The 16877-nt window shown below is 59.6% G+C and carries 16 protein-coding genes and 2 tRNA genes; 14 read left to right on the top strand and 4 right to left on the bottom strand.

What is annotated here, in order from left to right; translation table 11 throughout:
* The first annotated feature begins 300 nt into the window (after positions 1-300).
* The 3 genes from ACRZ94_RS17975 to ACRZ94_RS17965 all read left to right on the top strand — a co-directional run bounded on the left by ACRZ94_RS17975 (position 301) and on the right by ACRZ94_RS17965 (position 2907).
* Positions 301-1857, top strand: a complete 1557-nt coding sequence (locus ACRZ94_RS17975; RefSeq protein ID WP_480797977.1) for a flavin-containing monooxygenase — start codon at positions 301-303, stop codon at positions 1855-1857.
* The gene (locus ACRZ94_RS17970) at positions 1775-2746 is read left to right on the top strand and encodes an alpha/beta fold hydrolase (RefSeq protein WP_480655839.1); all 972 of its coding nucleotides are present in this window, start codon (positions 1775-1777) and stop codon (positions 2744-2746) included. The genes ACRZ94_RS17975 and ACRZ94_RS17970 overlap by 83 nt, the downstream gene beginning before the upstream one ends.
* Positions 2747-2830: 84 nt before the next feature.
* Positions 2831-2907: transfer RNA gene (locus ACRZ94_RS17965), tRNA-Met, on the top strand.
* A 59-nt stretch (positions 2908-2966) separates the two neighbouring features.
* Here ACRZ94_RS17965 and ACRZ94_RS17960 read toward each other — a convergent pair.
* Positions 2967-3494: a ZrgA family zinc uptake protein gene (locus ACRZ94_RS17960; protein WP_480655837.1), complete on the bottom strand. Its 528-nt coding sequence runs from the start codon at positions 3492-3494 to the stop codon at positions 2967-2969.
* 238 nt (positions 3495-3732) lie between these two features.
* On the opposite strand from ACRZ94_RS17960, the gene ACRZ94_RS17955 reads away from it, so the two are divergent.
* From ACRZ94_RS17955 to speB, 10 genes are all read left to right on the top strand, one after another.
* Positions 3733-5004, top strand: coding sequence for an imelysin family protein (locus ACRZ94_RS17955; protein WP_480655835.1), 1272 nt, complete (start codon positions 3733-3735; stop codon positions 5002-5004).
* A 141-nt stretch (positions 5005-5145) separates the two neighbouring features.
* Entirely contained in the window at positions 5146-5439 is a 294-nt protein-coding gene (locus ACRZ94_RS17950; protein ID WP_480655833.1) for a (2Fe-2S)-binding protein, read from the top strand.
* Entirely contained in the window at positions 5387-5872 is a 486-nt protein-coding gene (gene bfr / locus ACRZ94_RS17945) for a bacterioferritin (RefSeq protein ID WP_480655831.1), read from the top strand. Before ACRZ94_RS17950 ends, bfr begins: the two co-directional genes overlap by 53 nt.
* 16 nt (positions 5873-5888) lie before the next feature.
* Positions 5889-7394 (top strand): di-heme oxidoreductase family protein, encoded by a 1506-nt coding sequence (locus ACRZ94_RS17940; protein ID WP_480655829.1) that lies wholly within the window; start codon positions 5889-5891, stop codon positions 7392-7394.
* Positions 7395-7397: 3 nt separating this feature from the next.
* Positions 7398-8408, top strand: a complete 1011-nt coding sequence (locus tag ACRZ94_RS17935) for an imelysin family protein (RefSeq protein ID WP_480797976.1) — start codon at positions 7398-7400, stop codon at positions 8406-8408.
* A gap of 3 nt (positions 8409-8411) precedes the next feature.
* Positions 8412-9494: a DUF1513 domain-containing protein gene (locus ACRZ94_RS17930; protein WP_480655826.1), complete on the top strand. Its 1083-nt coding sequence runs from the start codon at positions 8412-8414 to the stop codon at positions 9492-9494.
* A 100-nt stretch (positions 9495-9594) separates the two neighbouring features.
* The gene (gene speA / locus ACRZ94_RS17925; protein ID WP_480655824.1) at positions 9595-11484 is read left to right on the top strand and encodes a biosynthetic arginine decarboxylase; all 1890 of its coding nucleotides are present in this window, start codon (positions 9595-9597) and stop codon (positions 11482-11484) included.
* Between the two features lie 14 nt (positions 11485-11498).
* Positions 11499-12710 (top strand): saccharopine dehydrogenase family protein, encoded by a 1212-nt coding sequence (locus tag ACRZ94_RS17920; RefSeq protein ID WP_480797975.1) that lies wholly within the window; start codon positions 11499-11501, stop codon positions 12708-12710.
* A gap of 84 nt (positions 12711-12794) precedes the next feature.
* The gene (gene nspC / locus ACRZ94_RS17915) at positions 12795-13964 is read left to right on the top strand and encodes a carboxynorspermidine decarboxylase (RefSeq protein WP_480797974.1); all 1170 of its coding nucleotides are present in this window, start codon (positions 12795-12797) and stop codon (positions 13962-13964) included.
* A complete protein-coding gene (gene speB / locus ACRZ94_RS17910; RefSeq protein WP_480655818.1) occupies positions 13961-14806 on the top strand; it encodes an agmatinase in 846 nt (281 codons plus the stop codon). Before nspC ends, speB begins: the two co-directional genes overlap by 4 nt.
* Before the next feature lies 1 nt (position 14807).
* Here speB and lptF read toward each other — a convergent pair whose 3' ends face one another.
* Together lptF and ACRZ94_RS17900 are read right to left on the bottom strand one after the other, a co-directional pair.
* Positions 14808-15944, bottom strand: a complete 1137-nt coding sequence (gene lptF, locus ACRZ94_RS17905; protein WP_480655816.1) for an LPS export ABC transporter permease LptF — start codon at positions 15942-15944, stop codon at positions 14808-14810.
* A 35-nt stretch (positions 15945-15979) separates the two neighbouring features.
* Positions 15980-16102 carry a hypothetical protein gene (locus ACRZ94_RS17900; protein WP_480797973.1) on the bottom strand — a complete coding sequence of 41 codons (123 nt, stop codon included), beginning with the start codon at positions 16100-16102 and terminating at the stop codon, positions 15980-15982.
* A gap of 145 nt (positions 16103-16247) precedes the next feature.
* Here ACRZ94_RS17900 and ACRZ94_RS17895 point away from each other — a divergent pair, with 145 nt between their 5' ends.
* Positions 16248-16643 carry a hypothetical protein gene (locus ACRZ94_RS17895; RefSeq protein WP_480797972.1) on the top strand — a complete coding sequence of 132 codons (396 nt, stop codon included), beginning with the start codon at positions 16248-16250 and terminating at the stop codon, positions 16641-16643.
* A 53-nt stretch (positions 16644-16696) separates the two neighbouring features.
* Here ACRZ94_RS17895 and ACRZ94_RS17890 read toward each other — a convergent pair.
* A tRNA-Trp gene (locus ACRZ94_RS17890) sits at positions 16697-16772 on the bottom strand.
* Positions 16773-16877: the final 105 nt, after the last annotated feature.

The following is a 16877-nucleotide window of genomic DNA, read 5'->3' as shown; positions in this document are numbered from 1 at the left end:
TACCGACATTTCAGGCCGATTTGCGACACATATCCTGAAACGTGACCGAAAAATACAGCTTCAACGCAATTGTGCTTTTTTCTTACCCGTAAAAAAATTAAACCCTCGCTGAATACTGCTCAACCGATCCTTCCCGGGTCCGCACCCGCCTTCTGCGCTCAAAACAGCCTCAAGGCACAAAGGCTCTGCCCCTCAACTGTCGTCGATGTGATAGCCCCTGACCCGACGGGAAGCTGTTCCAAATCGTGATCGTCCGTATAGTCTGAGTGAACCGCTACTGTCGCAAAATGAGAGGCGCGCATGGCGCAACACACAGATATGCTGATCGTCGGCGCCGGATTCTCGGGCCTGACCATGGCGATCGAGGCACGCAAGCACGGCATCCGCGACATCGCCATACTTGAAAAAGCAGGCGACATAGGCGGCACATGGAGAGAGAACACCTATCCCGGCGTCGCATGCGATATTCCCTCGCACCTCTATTCTATGGCAACGCATCTGAACCCAGATTGGAGCCGCGCCTATGCAGGCGGGGCCGAAATCCAGGCCTATCTGCAAAAAGTGTGTCGTGATGAAGGTCTGTACGATCTGTGTCACTTTGGCCAACAGCTGAAATCGGCACGGTGGGACGGAACCAACTGGCAGGTTGAAACCGAAAGCGGACAGCACTGGACGGCCCGTTTTCTGGTCTCGGCCATTGGCGCGCTTCATTTACCCAGCATTCCTGACATTCCGGGCGCAGACAGCTTTCCGGGGTCTCGTTTTCACTCGGCCGAATGGGACCACAAGGCCCCGCTTGCAGGCAAACGCATTGCCGTTGTGGGAAGTGGCGCGTCGGCCGTTCAATTCCTGCCGGAAATCGCCAAAATGGCGGCGCATGTCACGCTGTTCCAACGCACACCGCCCTATGTTCTGCCCCGACCTGACGGCCCCATAGCGCCGTGGTTACGCCGCATGTACAGACGTATCCCTCTATTACCACGTCTGCGGCGCAAGCTGATCTACACCGTCTTTGAATACCGGCACCGCGTGTTCCGCGGCGAAGAAAAGATGGTGAAGTTTGCCATGAAGATGTGGCGCGGCGAACTTGAGAAATCGATCACAGATCCCGAAGAGCGCAAAATACTGACCCCGGATTACCGGATCGGCTGCAAGCGCATCCTCAGTTCAAATGATTGGTACCCCACGTTGGCGCGCGACAACGTCACCGTCGTTCCCCATGGCGTATCGGCTATTGAGGGTGATCAGATCGTCGCCTCAGACGGTAGCAGGACGCAGGCGGACGTTCTGATTTGGGGGACAGGCTTTCACGTGACAGATGTGGTTCAACGTCTGGATATCTCGGGTCTTGATGGCCTGACGTTGCGCGATGCCTGGGCCGATGGAATGAAGGCCAATCTGGGCACAGCAATCGCCGGATTCCCGAACTTCTTTATTCTGCTGGGACCGCATACCGGGCTGGGTCACAACTCGGTCGTTCTGATGATCGAAGCGCAGGTGAACCATATCGGGCGCGTTTTGGATCAGATGCAGGACAAGGGATTGCGCGCCATTACGCCGGACCCTGCAAAACAGGCCGCCTTTACACAGGAAATGCAGGACCGTCACGTCGACAGCGTCTGGCAGGCAGGTGGGTGCGCGTCGTGGTATCAGGATGAACAGGGCCGCAACACAACGCTTTGGCCTGGGCCAGTATCCGAGTATCAAAAGCGTATGGCCGGGTCCGGACTGGAACACTACCAACCGGCGCCACCCCAACGTGGAGATCGACGAGATGAACACTTTCCTTGTAATCCTTCTGCTTATCGTTGCCTTTTTCATCGGTATGAACCTTTGGACCCGGAAACTGACGGCTGAAGGGCATCGGCGGGTGCCGCAACTGGGGGATATCACGCCTGTGACAGGGGGCAGCATCCACTTTGTTGAACGGGGTGATCCTACCAAACAGACCCTTGTTCTGATCCATGGCCTGACAGGACAGCTGCAGCACTTTACCTATGCATTGGTCGATATGCTGGCCGAGGATTTTCATGTGATCGCAGTCGACCGTCCGGGCTGCGGGTATTCCACACGCGACGCGGCCGATTTGGGTCAACTGCCCGAACAGGCACGCATGATTCAGGAATTCCTTGATACCAAAAGTATCTCGGACGCCGTGTTGGTGGGACATTCACTGGGTGGCGCAGTGTCCTTGGCGATGGCGCTGGACCGGCCCGAGCAAACCCGAGCTCTCGCTCTTTTGGCCCCTTTGACCCACAAAGTGGATACAACCCCACCGGTTTTCAAGCCTCTGGAAATCCGGGCCGAATGGCTGCGCAGCCTGATTGGCAACACCATCGCCGTACCGCTTGCCTACAAGACCGCTCCCTACACATTGGGGGCGGTATTCCACCCCGAACCGGCCCCTGACGATTTCCTGGATCGTGCAGGGGGCGCTTTGGGTTTGCGGCCTTCGGCCTTCATCACCGGGTCGCAGGACGTTATCGGCATCGAGGCCAGTATTGATGCCCAGATGGCGCGGTATAACGATCTAAAGGTGCCCGGTGCCATTCTGTACGGTTCGGAAGATGCGCTATTGTCACCCAGCGCACAGGGCGACCCCATGACCCGTTTCGGCCTCAGCAATGAACGGATCGAAGGCGCTGGCCACATGATCCTGATCACTGAACCCAATACTTGCGCTGCGTTCATCAGACAGATTGCCACCGGCGCACGATCAGAACCTCAGACCACAGAGACGGCCTGAACCGAGCCTAAAAAGAATCCGGCCCGAGCCGTCTTTTCCCTCTTGACCCTCTCGGACCCCTCGCTTAAATCGCCTCTCACTCATGGCGGAGTAGCTCAGTTGGTTAGAGCAGCGGAATCATAATCCGCGTGTCGGGGGTTCAAGTCCCTCCTCCGCTACCATCCCTTCCAGAATTCGATTGGTAAGTGCCGGCAACTGCCACACAGACAGCTTGCCGGGATTAAAAAGACAAACCCGGCTCTGCACGTGTCACTGCGTGTTCTTGCGACCGGCCCGACTGATCCACCAGAACTTCAAGCTTCTGCGCATTCGGGAACCGTTCGAAATAGGCGAAATCGATGCGCGCTAGGGCGTCAATCGACTGGCATTGTATCTGGTACTCGGCCTGAAACTCAGAGTGCGGATCACTTTCAGCGGACTGAGACACATCCGCCCCAACCCCAAGACCTTCGGCCAACAAAGTGACATTGGCCGTGACTTCACTACAGGCGGCTTCTTCGGGCAGAACAAACAGCTCAAGCGGTTTGGACAAATCGGAAATCGCTGCCGCGACTAGGGCGCGGTCCTCATCATTTTGCGCCGGATGTTCGAACCCGACGATATCCTGGGCCGGTACGGCAAGCGCAAAGGAAATCGTATCCTCTGAAAAGACAAGATCCAGATGGCCCGTGCCATGGTCATGCATGATCTGGGTCTCAGCCATCGCTAGTGCGGGCATCACGATCAGGGCGAGAACTGCGCGTCTCATAAAAAGGCACCATCTACCTGGGAATCACAAAGGACATTCTAATCCGTTTGGCACTCCGTGCAATCTTGTCGCATCGGGCGCAGCCCCACCAAAAATGGGGAGGAAAATGAAGGGATTGGATTTCCCGACAATAAAACTCAGGTTGACATGCCTGAGTAAATATATCAACTTTTGCGCCGTATCGCGCTGCCCCTGCGGCGCCCGTGCTATTTGATTCTGACAAGAAAGCGTCACCCTAATGACCAGATTTTTTGCTGCCACCAGCGTCCTGACCCTGAGCGTTGCGACCGCATCCTTTGCGGCCGATGCCCCGTCGAAAGCTGACGTTCTGAACACCTACGCGAATATCGCCGAAGCCAAATATGACGACAGCCTGATCGCAGCCAAAGCGCTGCAAGAGGCCGTGAACGCCCTGATCGCCGAGCCTTCGGACGCCACTCTGAACGCCGCCCGTGCGGCTTGGGTTGCTGCGCGTGTGCCTTATCAGCAGACCGAAGTTTACCGTTTCGGCAATGCCATCGTTGATGATTGGGAAGGCAAAGTGAACGCATGGCCGCTGGACGAAGGTCTGATCGACTATGTTGACGCGTCTTATGGCGGACCCAGCGACGAAAACGAATTCGCGGCCCTGAACGTGATCGCCAACCCCAGCTTTGAGCTGTCCGGCGAAACCATCGACGCCAGTGAAATCACCCCCGAACTGCTGGGTGAGACCCTGCATGAGGCAGACGGGATCGAGGCGAACGTGGCCACCGGTTACCACGCCATCGAATTCCTGCTGTGGGGTCAGGACCTGAACGGCCACGGCGCAGGCGCGGGCAACCGCCCCTACACAGACTACGTTCAGGGCGATGATTGCACCCACGGCAACTGCGACCGCCGCGCCCAGTACCTGAGCGCCGCGACCGAGTTGCTGGTCAGCGATCTGGAATGGATCACCGCTCAGTGGGCCGAAGGTGGTGAAGCACGCGCTGCACTGACCGCCGACGAAACCGCAGGTGTTTCGGCCATTCTGACCGGCATGGGCTCGCTGTCTTATGGTGAGCAGGCCGGTGAGCGTATGCGCCTTGGCCTGATGCTGAACGACCCCGAGGAAGAGCATGATTGCTTCTCGGACAACACCCATAACAGCCACTACTACGATGGGCTGGGCATTCAGAACGTTTATCTGGGCAGCTACACCCGCATCGACGGTACCCCGGTCGCTGGCGCATCGCTGTCGGATCTGGTCGTCGCGACAGACCCCGCTCTGGACACCGAGATGCAGGCCAAGCTGGCCGCCACGATGAAGGCTCTGGGCAACATCAAATCGACCGCCGAGGCAGGTTTCGCCTATGACCAGATGCTGGAGCGCGGAAACGAAGGTGGCGAAGCGCTGATCATGGGCGGCGTCAACGGTCTGGTTGATCAGACCAAAACAATCGAGCGGATCGTCAGCACGCTGGAGCTGGACCAAATCGATTTCGAAGGCTCGGACAGCCTGGATAACCCGGACGCAGTGTTCCAGTAAAACACCCGGATTCACCTATTAGAGAAGCGGCATGAAAATGCCGCTTCTTTTTTGTGATGACCGCCGAGACCTTTTGTCTCTGGACCCACTAAAAATAACTGAGTAAAGAAGTAAGAAATAAGACTCAGAGCCCTGTCAGCCATGATCGTATGTCACTGCACCCATATCACGGATCACGACATTCACGCCGCCATCGACTGGATGCGCGCGTGTGATCCCTATGCTGTCATCACCCCTGGAAAAATCTACCACGCCCTTGGCAAATCCGCCGATTGCGGTGGGTGCATGCCCCTTTTTCTAGACTCGATGCGGTCGAACGATAAACTGGAAGTCCCCATGCAGCTCCGTGCACTCCGCACCGGAGCGACACAGGAGATGACAGATGAAGGGCGATCCCAAAGTAATCGAATACCTGAACAAATCACTGCGGCATGAATTGACGGCCGTCAGCCAGTACTGGCTGCACTACCGGCTGCAGGACGATTGGGGCCTGGGCCATATGGCCAAGAAAAGCCGCGAAGAATCCATCGAGGAAATGGAGCATGCGGACAAACTGATTGAACGGATCATCTTTCTGGAAGGTCACCCCAACCTTCAGAAGCTGGACCCGCTGCGGATTGGGCAAACCCCCAAAGAGACACTTGAATGTGATCTCGCCGCGGAACAAGACGCAAGGGCCCTATATGTAGAGGCGCGCGATTACTGTCGCGAGGCTGCGGACTATGCCTCTATGTCGCTGTTCGAGCAATTGATACGTGATGAAGAAAGCCATATCGACTTTTTGGAAACGCAGCTTGATCTGTACGAAAGGATTGGCGAAGCCAATTATGCGCAACTCAACGCCTCGAAAATGGACGAAGAAGAATAGGGCAGCCATTCTTGCAGTGGCCGCCCTTGCGGCCACCGCGGTCGGGTCGGCAGACCTGCATGACCCGTCCACGCAGCTAAAAGACCATCACCTGAATTTCACCCCCCGCACCGATGCCGAGCGCGCGCGCATTGCCGGCGTGCTTGCCGCGCCGCGGGATTTCTCAGCGCCTCAGCGGTTTGAACATCTGTCCGCCGGGGCAGCCACGGTTCGGGCGCGGACGGATGCGGATGCGTTCTCGCAGCCATCGGGCAATCTGGAATTCGAGCAAGAACTGGACTTCAAGGTCGGAAACGGGCTGTTCAAAAAGATCTGGGTCTCATCACCCTCTTCGACACTGGCTTCTGATGGGTTGGGGCCGCTTTACAATGCGCGCTCGTGCCAGCGCTGCCACATCAAGGACGGGCGCGGCCACACACCAAACGGGCCGGACGATAACGCAATCTCGATGTTCCTGCGGGTATCAATCCCCGGTGGCCCCGATTATGCCGAGATCGAGGATTACATCGCCACTCAACCCGATCCCAACTATGGCGGTCAGATGCAGGACCACGCCCTGCCCGGCCACCCGGCCGAATACCGTCTGGACATCACCTATGAGGATGTGGTGGTCGACCTGTCGGATGGGGAAACCGCGACCCTGCGCCGCCCCACCTACAGGGCGGCTGATCTGGGCTATGGCCCGCTGCACCCTGACGCCATGATCAGCCCGCGCGTGGCCCCTCAGATGATCGGCCTTGGGTTGCTTGAGGCGATCCCGGTCGAAGACCTGCTGGCTGGTGCCGATCCAGATGACGCGAATGGTGACGGCATTTCCGGACGCGCCAATATCGTCTGGTCGACCGAGTTCGACGCGCCCATGATGGGCCGGTTTGGTCACAAGGCCGGGATGCCAACGGTGATGGAGCAATCCGCAGCCGCCTTTGCCGGAGACATCGGCATTTCCAGCCCGCTTTTCCCGGCGGGACATGGCGATTGCACCCTGGCACAGACCGATTGCGTTGCCGCCCCCCATGGCGATGGCGATGCCCGTGAGTTCGAGGTCGACCAAGTGGGCATGGACCTTGTGGCCTTCTACAGCCGTAACCTGGGCGTGCCCGAGCGTCGCGATGTGGACGACCCGCAGGTGCTGCGCGGCAAAGAGGTGTTCCACGACACCGGCTGCGCCGCTTGCCACACACCGGCCTTTGTGACGCATCGCCTTGAGGATCGGGCCGAGCACAGCTTTCAGCTGATCTGGCCTTATTCCGACCTGTTGCTGCACGATATGGGCGAAGGGCTGGCCGACAACCGCCCAGAGGCACGTGCGACGGGCCGCGAATGGCGCACCGCGCCGCTGTGGGGGATTGGCCTGACCGAACAGGTTTCTGGCCACACCCAGTTCCTGCATGACGGGCGCGCGCGCTCGCTGCTCGAAGCGATTCTGTGGCATGGGGGCGAGGCACAGACGGCCCGTGACACCGTCGTTTCGATGCCCAAACCCGACCGCGACGCCCTTATTCGTTTTCTGGAAAGTCTCTGACCTATGCGCGCTTTTGCTTTGACACTTGCCCTGACACTTCCTTTCAGCGCCGGGGCGCAGGATCGCGGGCCGATCCTGACCGACGCGGTAGACGGCCACATCCTGCCGCGCATGGCCGCGCTGTCAGCATCGGCCGAGGGGCTGGCGCAAGCTGCGCAGGCTGATTGCCAGGCAGATGCGCCCAGCATAAGGGCCGCGTTCAACGGTGCGTTCGACGACTGGATCTCGGTCAGTCATTTGCGGTTTGGACCCTCGGAAGTCGAGGACCGCGCCTTTGCCATGGCCTTTTGGCCCGACACCAAAGGCCACACACCCAAGGCGCTGGGGCGCATGATCGCGTCCGAAGATGCCGCCGTTCAGGACACCGCAGAATTTGCGGAAACCTCAGTCGCGGGGCGCGGGTTCTTTGCGCTTGAGCTCATGCTCTACGAACCCCAACTGGCGGATCAGGGCAGCGCCGCCTATCGCTGCGCGCTGGTTCAGGCCATCGCGTCGGACATTGCCCGAAACGCGACGGCCATGGATACCGATTGGGCCGACTACGCCTTGGTCCTTAAGACCCCGGGGGGTGACAGCCCCTACCGCACCGGCGATGAGGCCATGCAAGAGCTGTACAAATCACTGATGACCGGGCTGGAATTCACCGGCGACACGCGGCTTGGACGGCCATTGGGCACATTCGACCGCCCACGCCCCAACCGGGCCGAGGCCCGTCGGTCCGAGAGGTCACTGCGCCATGTCGAACTGTCGCTGACGGCCCTGCGCGATCTGGCCCGGCGCCTGTCTTCGGACCACCCGGACATTGCGGCGGAACTGGATGCCGCCTTTGACCGCGCCATCACCCGCGCGCAGGCGCTGGGTGATCTGGCCTTTCAGGGCGTGTCCACGCCGCAGGGTCGGTTCCGGGTCGAAGCCCTGCAACAATCGATCAGCGACATTCGCGCGATTGCAGCAACCCAACTTGGCCCGACCCTTGGGATCAGCGCCGGGTTCAACTCGTTGGACGGGGACTGAGCCATGACCAGCCGCCGCCATTTTCTGGCCGGTCTGGCCGCCGCCAGCCTGACCCCACTGCGCGGATGGGCGGCCGTGGGTGCACCCGACTATCTGGCCGCTGCACTGTTTCCCGATGGCTCTTACCGTCTCGCGGGCCTGACCGCGGACGGAGACATCCTGTTCTCGTTGCCCCTGCCCGCCCGTGGCCACGCCGCCGCAGCGCATCCCCACCGCGCCCAGGCCGTGGCTTTTGCCCGCCGCCCCGGAACCTTTGCCATCGTCATTGATTGCATCACAGGAACCGAAACCGCACGGCTGAACGCCCCCAAAGGCCGCCATTTCTATGGCCATGGTGTCTTTTCAACCGATGGGACAAGGCTCTACACCACCGAAAACGACTATGAGGCCGGTGAGGGGGTCATCGGCGTCTGGCACACGTCCGACTATTCCCGCGTGGCCGAGTTTGCCTCAAACGGGGTTGGCCCCCATGACATGCGGCTGATGCCGGATGGCAAGACCTTGGTGGTGGCCAATGGCGGCATTGAAACCCACCCGGATATGGGCCGCACCAAGCTGAACCTGCCCATCATGCAGCCGAACCTGTCCTATCTGGACCTGACCGGCACGGTGCAGGAACAGGTGGAACTGCCCCCTGCGCTGCACAAGAACTCGATCCGCCATCTGGCGGTGCGCCCTGATGGGCTGGTGGCGTTTGCGATGCAATGGCAGGGCGGCAATACCGAACACCCCCCGCTGCTGGGCTTGCATCAACGCGGCCAAGCTGCACGCCTGCTGGCAGCCCCTGAGGCACAGCAAAACACCTTGCAGGGATACGCAGGCAGCATCGCCTTTGCCGGGGACGGCACGACCGTTGCGATCACATGCCCACGCGGCAATGCGCTGCATCAGTTCGACGTCTCGACCGGCGCTTTCATAGCGGCCTTTGCGCTTGAGGATGTCTGCGGACTGGGGTCGGACAAATCGGGGTTCGTCTTTACCACCGGTACGGGCAAGGTCGGCTCCCTGACGCACACCGCCCGGATCTCGGCCCGGCCGGATTGCCAATGGGACAACCACTTGATCCCGGTCCATACTTCCGCGTAAATTCGGCAATTCGCGTCACACAGATTACACTTGGACGAATCAAACTGCTGCCGTATTGGCGGGCGCGAAACTGGCACCCCTGAAACAAGGACCGACTTGATTGAAACAGACGCCCGACGCACCGCATTCCATCTACGGGGTTGAGAAATGGGGCAAGGGCCTCATCGAGGTGACGGAGCAGGGCGAGATCGGTCTGCGCAATCCAATGAGGCCCGAGGCCGATGCGATCAGCCTGCCGGGTATTCTTTCCGATCTGGACGACCGGGGCATCAAGGCCCCGATGCTGTTGCGCGTCACATCTTATCTGGAACATGAAATCGCGCATCTGAACGAAAGCTTCCACGACGCCATCGCGCGCGTGAACTACAAGGGCAGCTATCGTGGCGTTTTCCCGATCAAGGTGAACCAGCAGGCGCAGGTGGTCGACCGGATTGTCGAGTTCGGAAAGAAATACAACTATGGGCTTGAGGCTGGCTCCAAACCCGAGCTGGTCGTGGCGCTGGCCCACCGTCTGGCCCCCGAGGCGCTGATCGTCTGCAATGGCGTCAAGGATGCCGAATTCATTCAGCTGGCCATCCTGTCCCGCAAGATCGGCTTTAACACAGTCATCGTTCTGGAAAGCCCGAAAGAGGCCGACACGGTGATCGAGGTCTATAACGAGCTGGGCATCGAGCCCCTGATCGGCGTACGGGTCAAACTGACCAACCAGATCAGCGGCAAATGGGAAGAAAGCTCGGGCGACCGGTCTGCCTTTGGCATGAACACCGATCAGCTTGTCGCCACGGTGGACAAACTGAAAGCGGCGGGCCTGCTGCATTGTCTGAAACTGCAACACTCGCACCTTGGATCACAGGTGCAGGACGTCAACGATGTGCGCCGCGCCGTGGGTGAGGCGTGCCGCTACTACACCGAACTCACGCGCGAAGGCGTGCCGCTGACCCATCTGGATCTCGGCGGTGGTATGGGCGTGGATTATACTGGCGAGAAAAAGGCCGCTGAGAACTCGATCAATTACACGGTCGAAGAATACTGTGCCAACGTGGTCGAAACCGTAGCCTATGCGATGGACGAGGCCGAAATTGATCACCCCACGCTGGTCACCGAAAGTGGCCGTGCTGTGGTGGCGACCTCTTCGATGCTGGTGTTCAACGTACTGGAAACCACACTGTACGACGCGCCCACCGGCCCCGAGGTCGAGGCCGACGATCACCATCTGGTGTCCGACCTCGCCGCGATCAACAGCTATCTCAGCAGCGACCGCCTGCAGGAATGCTGGAACGACGCCACGTTCTATCGCAACGAGCTGCGCGCCCTGTTCCGCCGCGGCTATGTCGACCTGCGCCAGATGGCGCGGGCCGAACGGATCTACCTGTCACTTATGGCCCGTCTCAAGGCCCTCGTGGCCAGTGATGAGCTGGACACGGACGTGGACGAACAGCTTGAGAAAGTGGCCGATATCTACCACTGCAACTTTTCGCTGTTCCAATCCCTGCCGGATGTCTGGGCCATCGACCAATTGCACCCGATCGTGCCGCTGCAAGGTTTGAACACAGCACCGGACCGTCGTGCTGTACTGTCCGACATAACCTGCGACAGCGACGGCAAGATCGACCGGTTCATTCTGGCCGACGGCGTCTCGCCCAGCCTGCCGGTGCACTCCCTGCCCGAGGATGACGAGTATTTCATGGGTGTGTTCTTTGTCGGTGCCTATCAGGAAACCCTGGGCGATCTGCACAACCTGTTCGGAGACACCAACGTCGTCACAATCGACCTGCGCGCCGATGGCGGCTTTGACCTGCTGCACGAACAAGAGGGCGACACGATCAGTCAGGTGCTATCCTACGTCGAGTTCGACCCACAGGATTGCGTCGCCGCCTTCCGCAAAATGGTGGACGAGGCGATCTCGACCGGTACTCTGCAAGCCAAGGACCGCAAAACCCTGATGAGCGCCTATCGCGACTCGATCAACGGTTACACCTATTACGAATAAGAAGGAGACAGACCATGGGCAAAACACTGGTTGTCGGCGCGGGCGGCGTATCCCACGCAGCCGTGCACAAGATGGCGATGAATTCGGACATCTTCACCGAAATCACTCTGGCCAGCCGCACGAAATCGAAATGCGACGCCATCGCCGCTGCTGTGAAGGATCGCGTCGGTGTGGACATCAAAACCGCCGAGCTGGACGCCTACAAGGTCGAAGATACAGTCAAGCTGATCAAGGAAACCGGTGCTGAGATTCTGGTGAACCTCGCCCTGCCCTATCAGGATCTGGTCCTGATGGATGCGTGTCTCGAGGCGGGCATCCACTATCTCGACACCGCGAACTACGAGCCCGAGGATGAGGCCAAGTTCGAATACCACTGGCAATGGGCCTATCAGGAGCGCTTCAAAGCGGCCGGTCTGGCCGCCATCCTCGGTTCGGGCTTCGATCCGGGCGTGACCAGTGTTTTTGCCAAATGGCTCAAGAAACACAAGCTGGACACGATCCGTCAGATCGACGTGCTGGACGCCAATGGCGGCAGCAACGATCAGGAATTCGCCACCAACTTCAACCCGGAAATCAACCTGCGCGAAGTACTGGCCGAAGTCCGTCACTGGGAAGGAGGCGAGTGGAAAACCAGCCCCGCCATGACCCACAAGGTCGAGTTCGACTTCCCCGCCATCGGCCCTAAGAACATGTACCTGATGTATCATGAGGAACTGGAGTCGCTCAGCACCCACTTCCCCGAGATCGAGCGCGCCCGCTTCTGGATGACATTCGGCGACGCCTACATCACCCACGCCAAAGTGCTGGAGAACGTCGGCATGACCCGCATCGACCCGGTGATGCATGACGGCAAGGAAATCATCCCGATCCAGTTCCTGAAAACCCTGCTGCCCGATCCCGGCGATCTGGGCGCAGAAACCAAGGGCAAGGCCTGCATCGGCGACATCGCCACAGGCCAGGCCAAGGACGGCTCGGGCGAGAAAACCTATTACATCTACAACATCTGCGACCACGAAGAATGCTATGCCGAGGTCGGCAGCCAGGCCGTCAGCTACACCACCGGCGTCCCCGCCATGATCGGCGCGGCACAGGTGCTGAAAGGCAACTGGACCCAGCCCGGCGTGTGGAACATGGAACAACTCGACCCGGATGATTTCATGGACATGCTGAACAATCATGGCCTGCCATGGCAGGTCCACGAACTCGACGGCCCCGTAGAATTCTAGATCCAGAACTTCATCTGGCCAAAAATATCCCGGGGGGTCCGGGGGGCTGGCCCCCCGGCCTCTTCGCAATCGGAGACGCCTGACATGTCCGACATGATGATCACCCAAGCCGGCGACGCCGGTGCCTTTCGCAATTTCGACCTCAGCCGCGTCCCCACCCCCTGCTTCGTGGTCGACGAAAAGGCGATCGAGCGAAACCTGCGCATCCTCTCTGATATCGGCACACAATCTGGCGCGCATGTCCTGAGCGCGCTCAAGGCCTTCTCCATGTTCTCGCTCGCCCCGCTGGTGCGGCAGCACCTCGGCGGCACCTGCGCCAGTGGCATCTACGAGGCCCGCCTCGGCCGCGAGGAATATGGCGGTGAAGTCGCTACCTTCTGCGCTGGTTACAAAGACGCAGATATAGAAGAAATCCTGTCGCTGTCGGACCACATCATCTTCAATTCGCCCGCGCAAAAGGACCGGTTCCTTGCCAAAGCCCAAGCCGCAAACGTTCAGGTCGGCCTGCGCATCAACCCGGAACACTCCGAGGGCGAGATCCCCAAATACGACCCTTGCGCGCCCTGTTCGCGTCTCGGGACACCCGTCAGCCACCTGACCGCCGAGACACTGACCGGCGTCCACGGCTTGCACATGCACACGCTCTGCGAACAGGGGTTCGAGCCGTTGCAACGCACTTGGGACGCTATCGAACCCAAGCTCAAACCGTTCCTTGGCCAGCTCAAATGGCTGAACTTCGGGGGCGGCCACCACATCACCCGCGATGATTATGACCGCGACGGGCTGGTGGCCTTCATCAAGGCCATCCGGGAAACCTATGCGATCGACGTCTATCTCGAACCCGGCGAGGCCGTCGCGCTGGACGCGGGCATTCTGGTCGGTGAAATCCTCGACCTGCCCACCAATGGGATGAACCTCGCCATCACCGACATCTCGGCCACCTGCCACATGCCCGACGTGATCGAGGCCCCGTACCGCCCCGCCCTGATGGATGAGGCCGAGGCTGGCCATACCTATCGCCTCGGCGGCCCCTCTTGCCTCGCGGGCGACGTGGTCGGTGACTACACATGGGACAGGCCGTTGGAAATCGGCCAGCGTTTTGCCTTCCTTGACCAAGCCCATTACTCGATGGTCAAGACCAACACGTTCAATGGCGTGCCCCTGCCGACCATCGCCCTGTGGAATAGCGAAACGGACGAGCTGAAGATCATCAAACAGTTCGGCTATGACGACTTTAAGGACCGCCTCTCATGAGCATTTTCCTCGACAGTGAACTGACCGAATCCGAGCGCACCGAAGACGCCCGGTTCCGTGTGATCCCGGTGCCGCTGGAGCGTACTGTGTCTTACGGGTCAGGCACCGCCAACGGTCCCGCAGCCATCATCGAAGCCAGCAACGAACTGGAACGCATCACCGGCCATGCGGAGCCATGTGTCGAGGGTATCTTCACCGAGGAGCCGCTGGATTGCGGCGGCCCTTTGCCGGATGTGATGGAGCGCCTCGCGCAACGCACCGAGGCCGCCGTGCGCGCAGGCAAGGTGCCCGTGACCTTAGGCGGCGAACATTCCCTCAGCTACGGCGCGGTGATGGGCGTGGCGCGGGCGCTGAACCAGCCCGTCGGTATCGTTCAGATCGACGCCCATGCGGACCTGCGCAACGCTTATCAGGGTGAAAAACACTCGCACGCCTCGGTCATGCACCTGCTGGCCGAGGAAGGCATCAAACTGGCCCAGTTCGGTGTCCGCGCCTTTTCCACCGAAGAGGCGCAAAGCCGCCTGAAAAACCACGTCTTCCACGTGGACGCCGAAGAGCTTGTCACAGGCAACATCCACGCCGTCGACCTGCCCGAGGACTTCCCCGAACTGGTCTATGTCAGCTTTGACGTCGATGGTCTGGACCCGTCCCTGATGCCTGCCACCGGCACCCCTGTTCCCGGCGGGCTGGGCTTTTATCAGGCACTGCGCCTGGTCGAACACGCCCTGCAAAACCGCAGATGCGTGGGCTTCGACGTTGTCGAGCTCGCCCCCGACGGCAACGCCGCATGGGATTTCACCGCCGCACAGATCGTCTATCGACTGATGGCAGCCTGCGCGTAGACTAAGCCTCTGAGAGGGTGGCTGCAGGTTTGTGCCGTTTGCGCATCAACGGGCGGCCTGCAACCAGCAGAAACAGGCCCGAGATGCCGATCCCGATAATCGCCGGGAGGTATAGCAGCATCCAAAGGTTCGGATCATCGATCACGACCGGCGACACAAAGCCCCTGACTCCCTCAAGGACGACAAGAATGGTGAAGGCCCCAAGGATCTGGGGCCACAAGCCAAACCGCGAAAAGCTGCCCAGCATCAGCGTGGCGTAGCCCGCAAGCGCCACTGCGACACAGATCGCGATCCACGAGAACCGCTGATGCAGCTCGTCAATCAGCTCACCTTCGGTGAAGTCTTCGGCCGCGCTGATGGCCTGACGGTCCCGCAACAGCTCAATTGTTGGGATGGCCTCAATACTGCGCTGTGCCATGGCATTCGTATTCGCCACCTCCGAGATGTCGTATGACGCGTCTTCAAACAGGGTCGATGACAGGGTTCGGCCCTGTTGATTCAGGCGCAGCGCGATGCCATCCAGCATCACAAGGTGAATGCCGGTGCCGTTATTCACCAGATACGCCGTTTTTGAGGAATAGCTGACAGGGTTCAACGGGTCACGACGGTCCGAGACAAACACCTCGGACAAGGTGCCATCCAGATCGATTTGACCGATATAGACAGTGACACCAAAGCTTGGGTGCAGGAACTCGCCCTCGTTCAGCAGCTGCGCGGTGACATCCCCGGCCACTTCGGCCTGACGCTGCTCAAGCTGTTCAACCGACGCAGGGCGCAGAAAGATGCTGATCGCGGCCATCATCAGACCTGCCACCAGCCCGAACATCACAACCGCCCGTGCCAGACGCCATGGGCTGGACCCGGTGGCCAGCATCACGGTCATCTCGCTTTCACGGCTCAGCCGGTTGGTGGCGTAGACCGCGGCCGCAAACACGGCCATCGGCATCACCGTCCGGATAAGCGTGGGCAGGGTCAAAGCGGTGAATTCAAGAAATACAAGCGCCGATTGCCCACCACTGATGACGCGATCAAACAGGCTGACGGATCGGGTGATCCAGAACACGCCCACAAGGACAAGGGTGAAAAAGCCGAACAGAATCAGCAATTGCCGCAGGAAGTATCCGTCAAAACGCGACATGTGTCCCCTTACCCGTGTCCGTGTTCCGCCGGACATTATGCCATTCCACCGCCATAGGAAACCGAGATTGGCATTTCGTCGCGCAGCAAACCAAACCGGCATTCGGCGCAAGATCGTAAATGGCCCAGAGATGTGGGCACGCAGATGGGGTGTGCCATCTGTGCCAGCCTGATTCGCCAGATGTTTGCCACTGTCTTCCTGTGGTTTCGACTGTCTGCTACATATTCAAAAAAACATAATAACCAGCTTTGAGCAGGCAGGCAGATGAGAGGCTTTATCGCAGCGTTAGCGGCGCTCGTTTCGATGAGCGCACCGCTGGCGTCAAAAGAGATACAGGTTGGCAATGATCCCGGTGGGCGCATTCTGGACCGCAAGGTGCAGATTGAGATCGCCAACCGAACAAATGCGCGCATCCGGATTGTTGGAGAGTATTGTTACTCCAGCTGCACCATGCTGCTTGGGGCTGAGAACGTCTGTATCTCGTCCGATACGATTTTCGGCTTCCACGGCCCTTACCGGGTGAACCGGGCCGCAATGACCGCCGAAGAGTTTGAGCGCAAAAGCACGTCGCTTGCTACATATTACCCGCGCCCGGTGCGGCGCTGGTTCATGACCACGGCCAGATACGCCGGACCTGAAAAACTGCACTATATCTCGGGCGCGCATCTGATCCGGCTGGGTGTCAGAGAATGTGTCTGACAACACAGTTCACGCGCGGGCATCGTGACGAACAACTTCAGGATCGGGTGAAATGGCAGGGGCAGCAGGGTTCGAACCCGCGACCTACGGTTTTGGAGACCGTCGCTCTACCAACTGAGCTATACCCCTAAGGTGCGCATCAGATATGCCAGCCGCGCGGCGGACTCAAGAGGCTTTTTCCGATTTCGCCCTACTTATCACGATGACAAACAAGTTGCGCAGGGCGTTGAGTTC

Source organism: Ruegeria sp. CH10 (assembly GCF_056537125.1).
The sequence above is the reverse complement of the archived record's forward strand: the minus strand, read 5'-3'. Positions and strand labels throughout refer to the sequence as shown.

Coding starts and splice junctions, on each gene's coding strand:
- ACRZ94_RS17975 (WP_480797977.1), top strand. CDS start 301: ATGGCGCAACACACAGATATGCTGATCGTCGGCGCCGGATTCTCGGGC.
- ACRZ94_RS17970 (WP_480655839.1), top strand. CDS start 1,775: ATGAACACTTTCCTTGTAATCCTTCTGCTTATCGTTGCCTTTTTCATC.
- ACRZ94_RS17960 (WP_480655837.1), bottom strand. CDS start 3,494: ATGAGACGCGCAGTTCTCGCCCTGATCGTGATGCCCGCACTAGCGATG.
- ACRZ94_RS17955 (WP_480655835.1), top strand. CDS start 3,733: ATGACCAGATTTTTTGCTGCCACCAGCGTCCTGACCCTGAGCGTTGCG.
- ACRZ94_RS17950 (WP_480655833.1), top strand. CDS start 5,146: ATGATCGTATGTCACTGCACCCATATCACGGATCACGACATTCACGCC.
- bfr (WP_480655831.1), top strand. CDS start 5,387: ATGAAGGGCGATCCCAAAGTAATCGAATACCTGAACAAATCACTGCGG.
- ACRZ94_RS17935 (WP_480797976.1), top strand. CDS start 7,398: ATGCGCGCTTTTGCTTTGACACTTGCCCTGACACTTCCTTTCAGCGCC.
- ACRZ94_RS17930 (WP_480655826.1), top strand. CDS start 8,412: ATGACCAGCCGCCGCCATTTTCTGGCCGGTCTGGCCGCCGCCAGCCTG.
- ACRZ94_RS17920 (WP_480797975.1), top strand. CDS start 11,499: ATGGGCAAAACACTGGTTGTCGGCGCGGGCGGCGTATCCCACGCAGCC.
- nspC (WP_480797974.1), top strand. CDS start 12,795: ATGTCCGACATGATGATCACCCAAGCCGGCGACGCCGGTGCCTTTCGC.
- speB (WP_480655818.1), top strand. CDS start 13,961: ATGAGCATTTTCCTCGACAGTGAACTGACCGAATCCGAGCGCACCGAA.
- lptF (WP_480655816.1), bottom strand. CDS start 15,944: ATGTCGCGTTTTGACGGATACTTCCTGCGGCAATTGCTGATTCTGTTC.
- ACRZ94_RS17900 (WP_480797973.1), bottom strand. CDS start 16,102: ATGGCACACCCCATCTGCGTGCCCACATCTCTGGGCCATTTACGATCT.
- ACRZ94_RS17895 (WP_480797972.1), top strand. CDS start 16,248: ATGAGCGCACCGCTGGCGTCAAAAGAGATACAGGTTGGCAATGATCCC.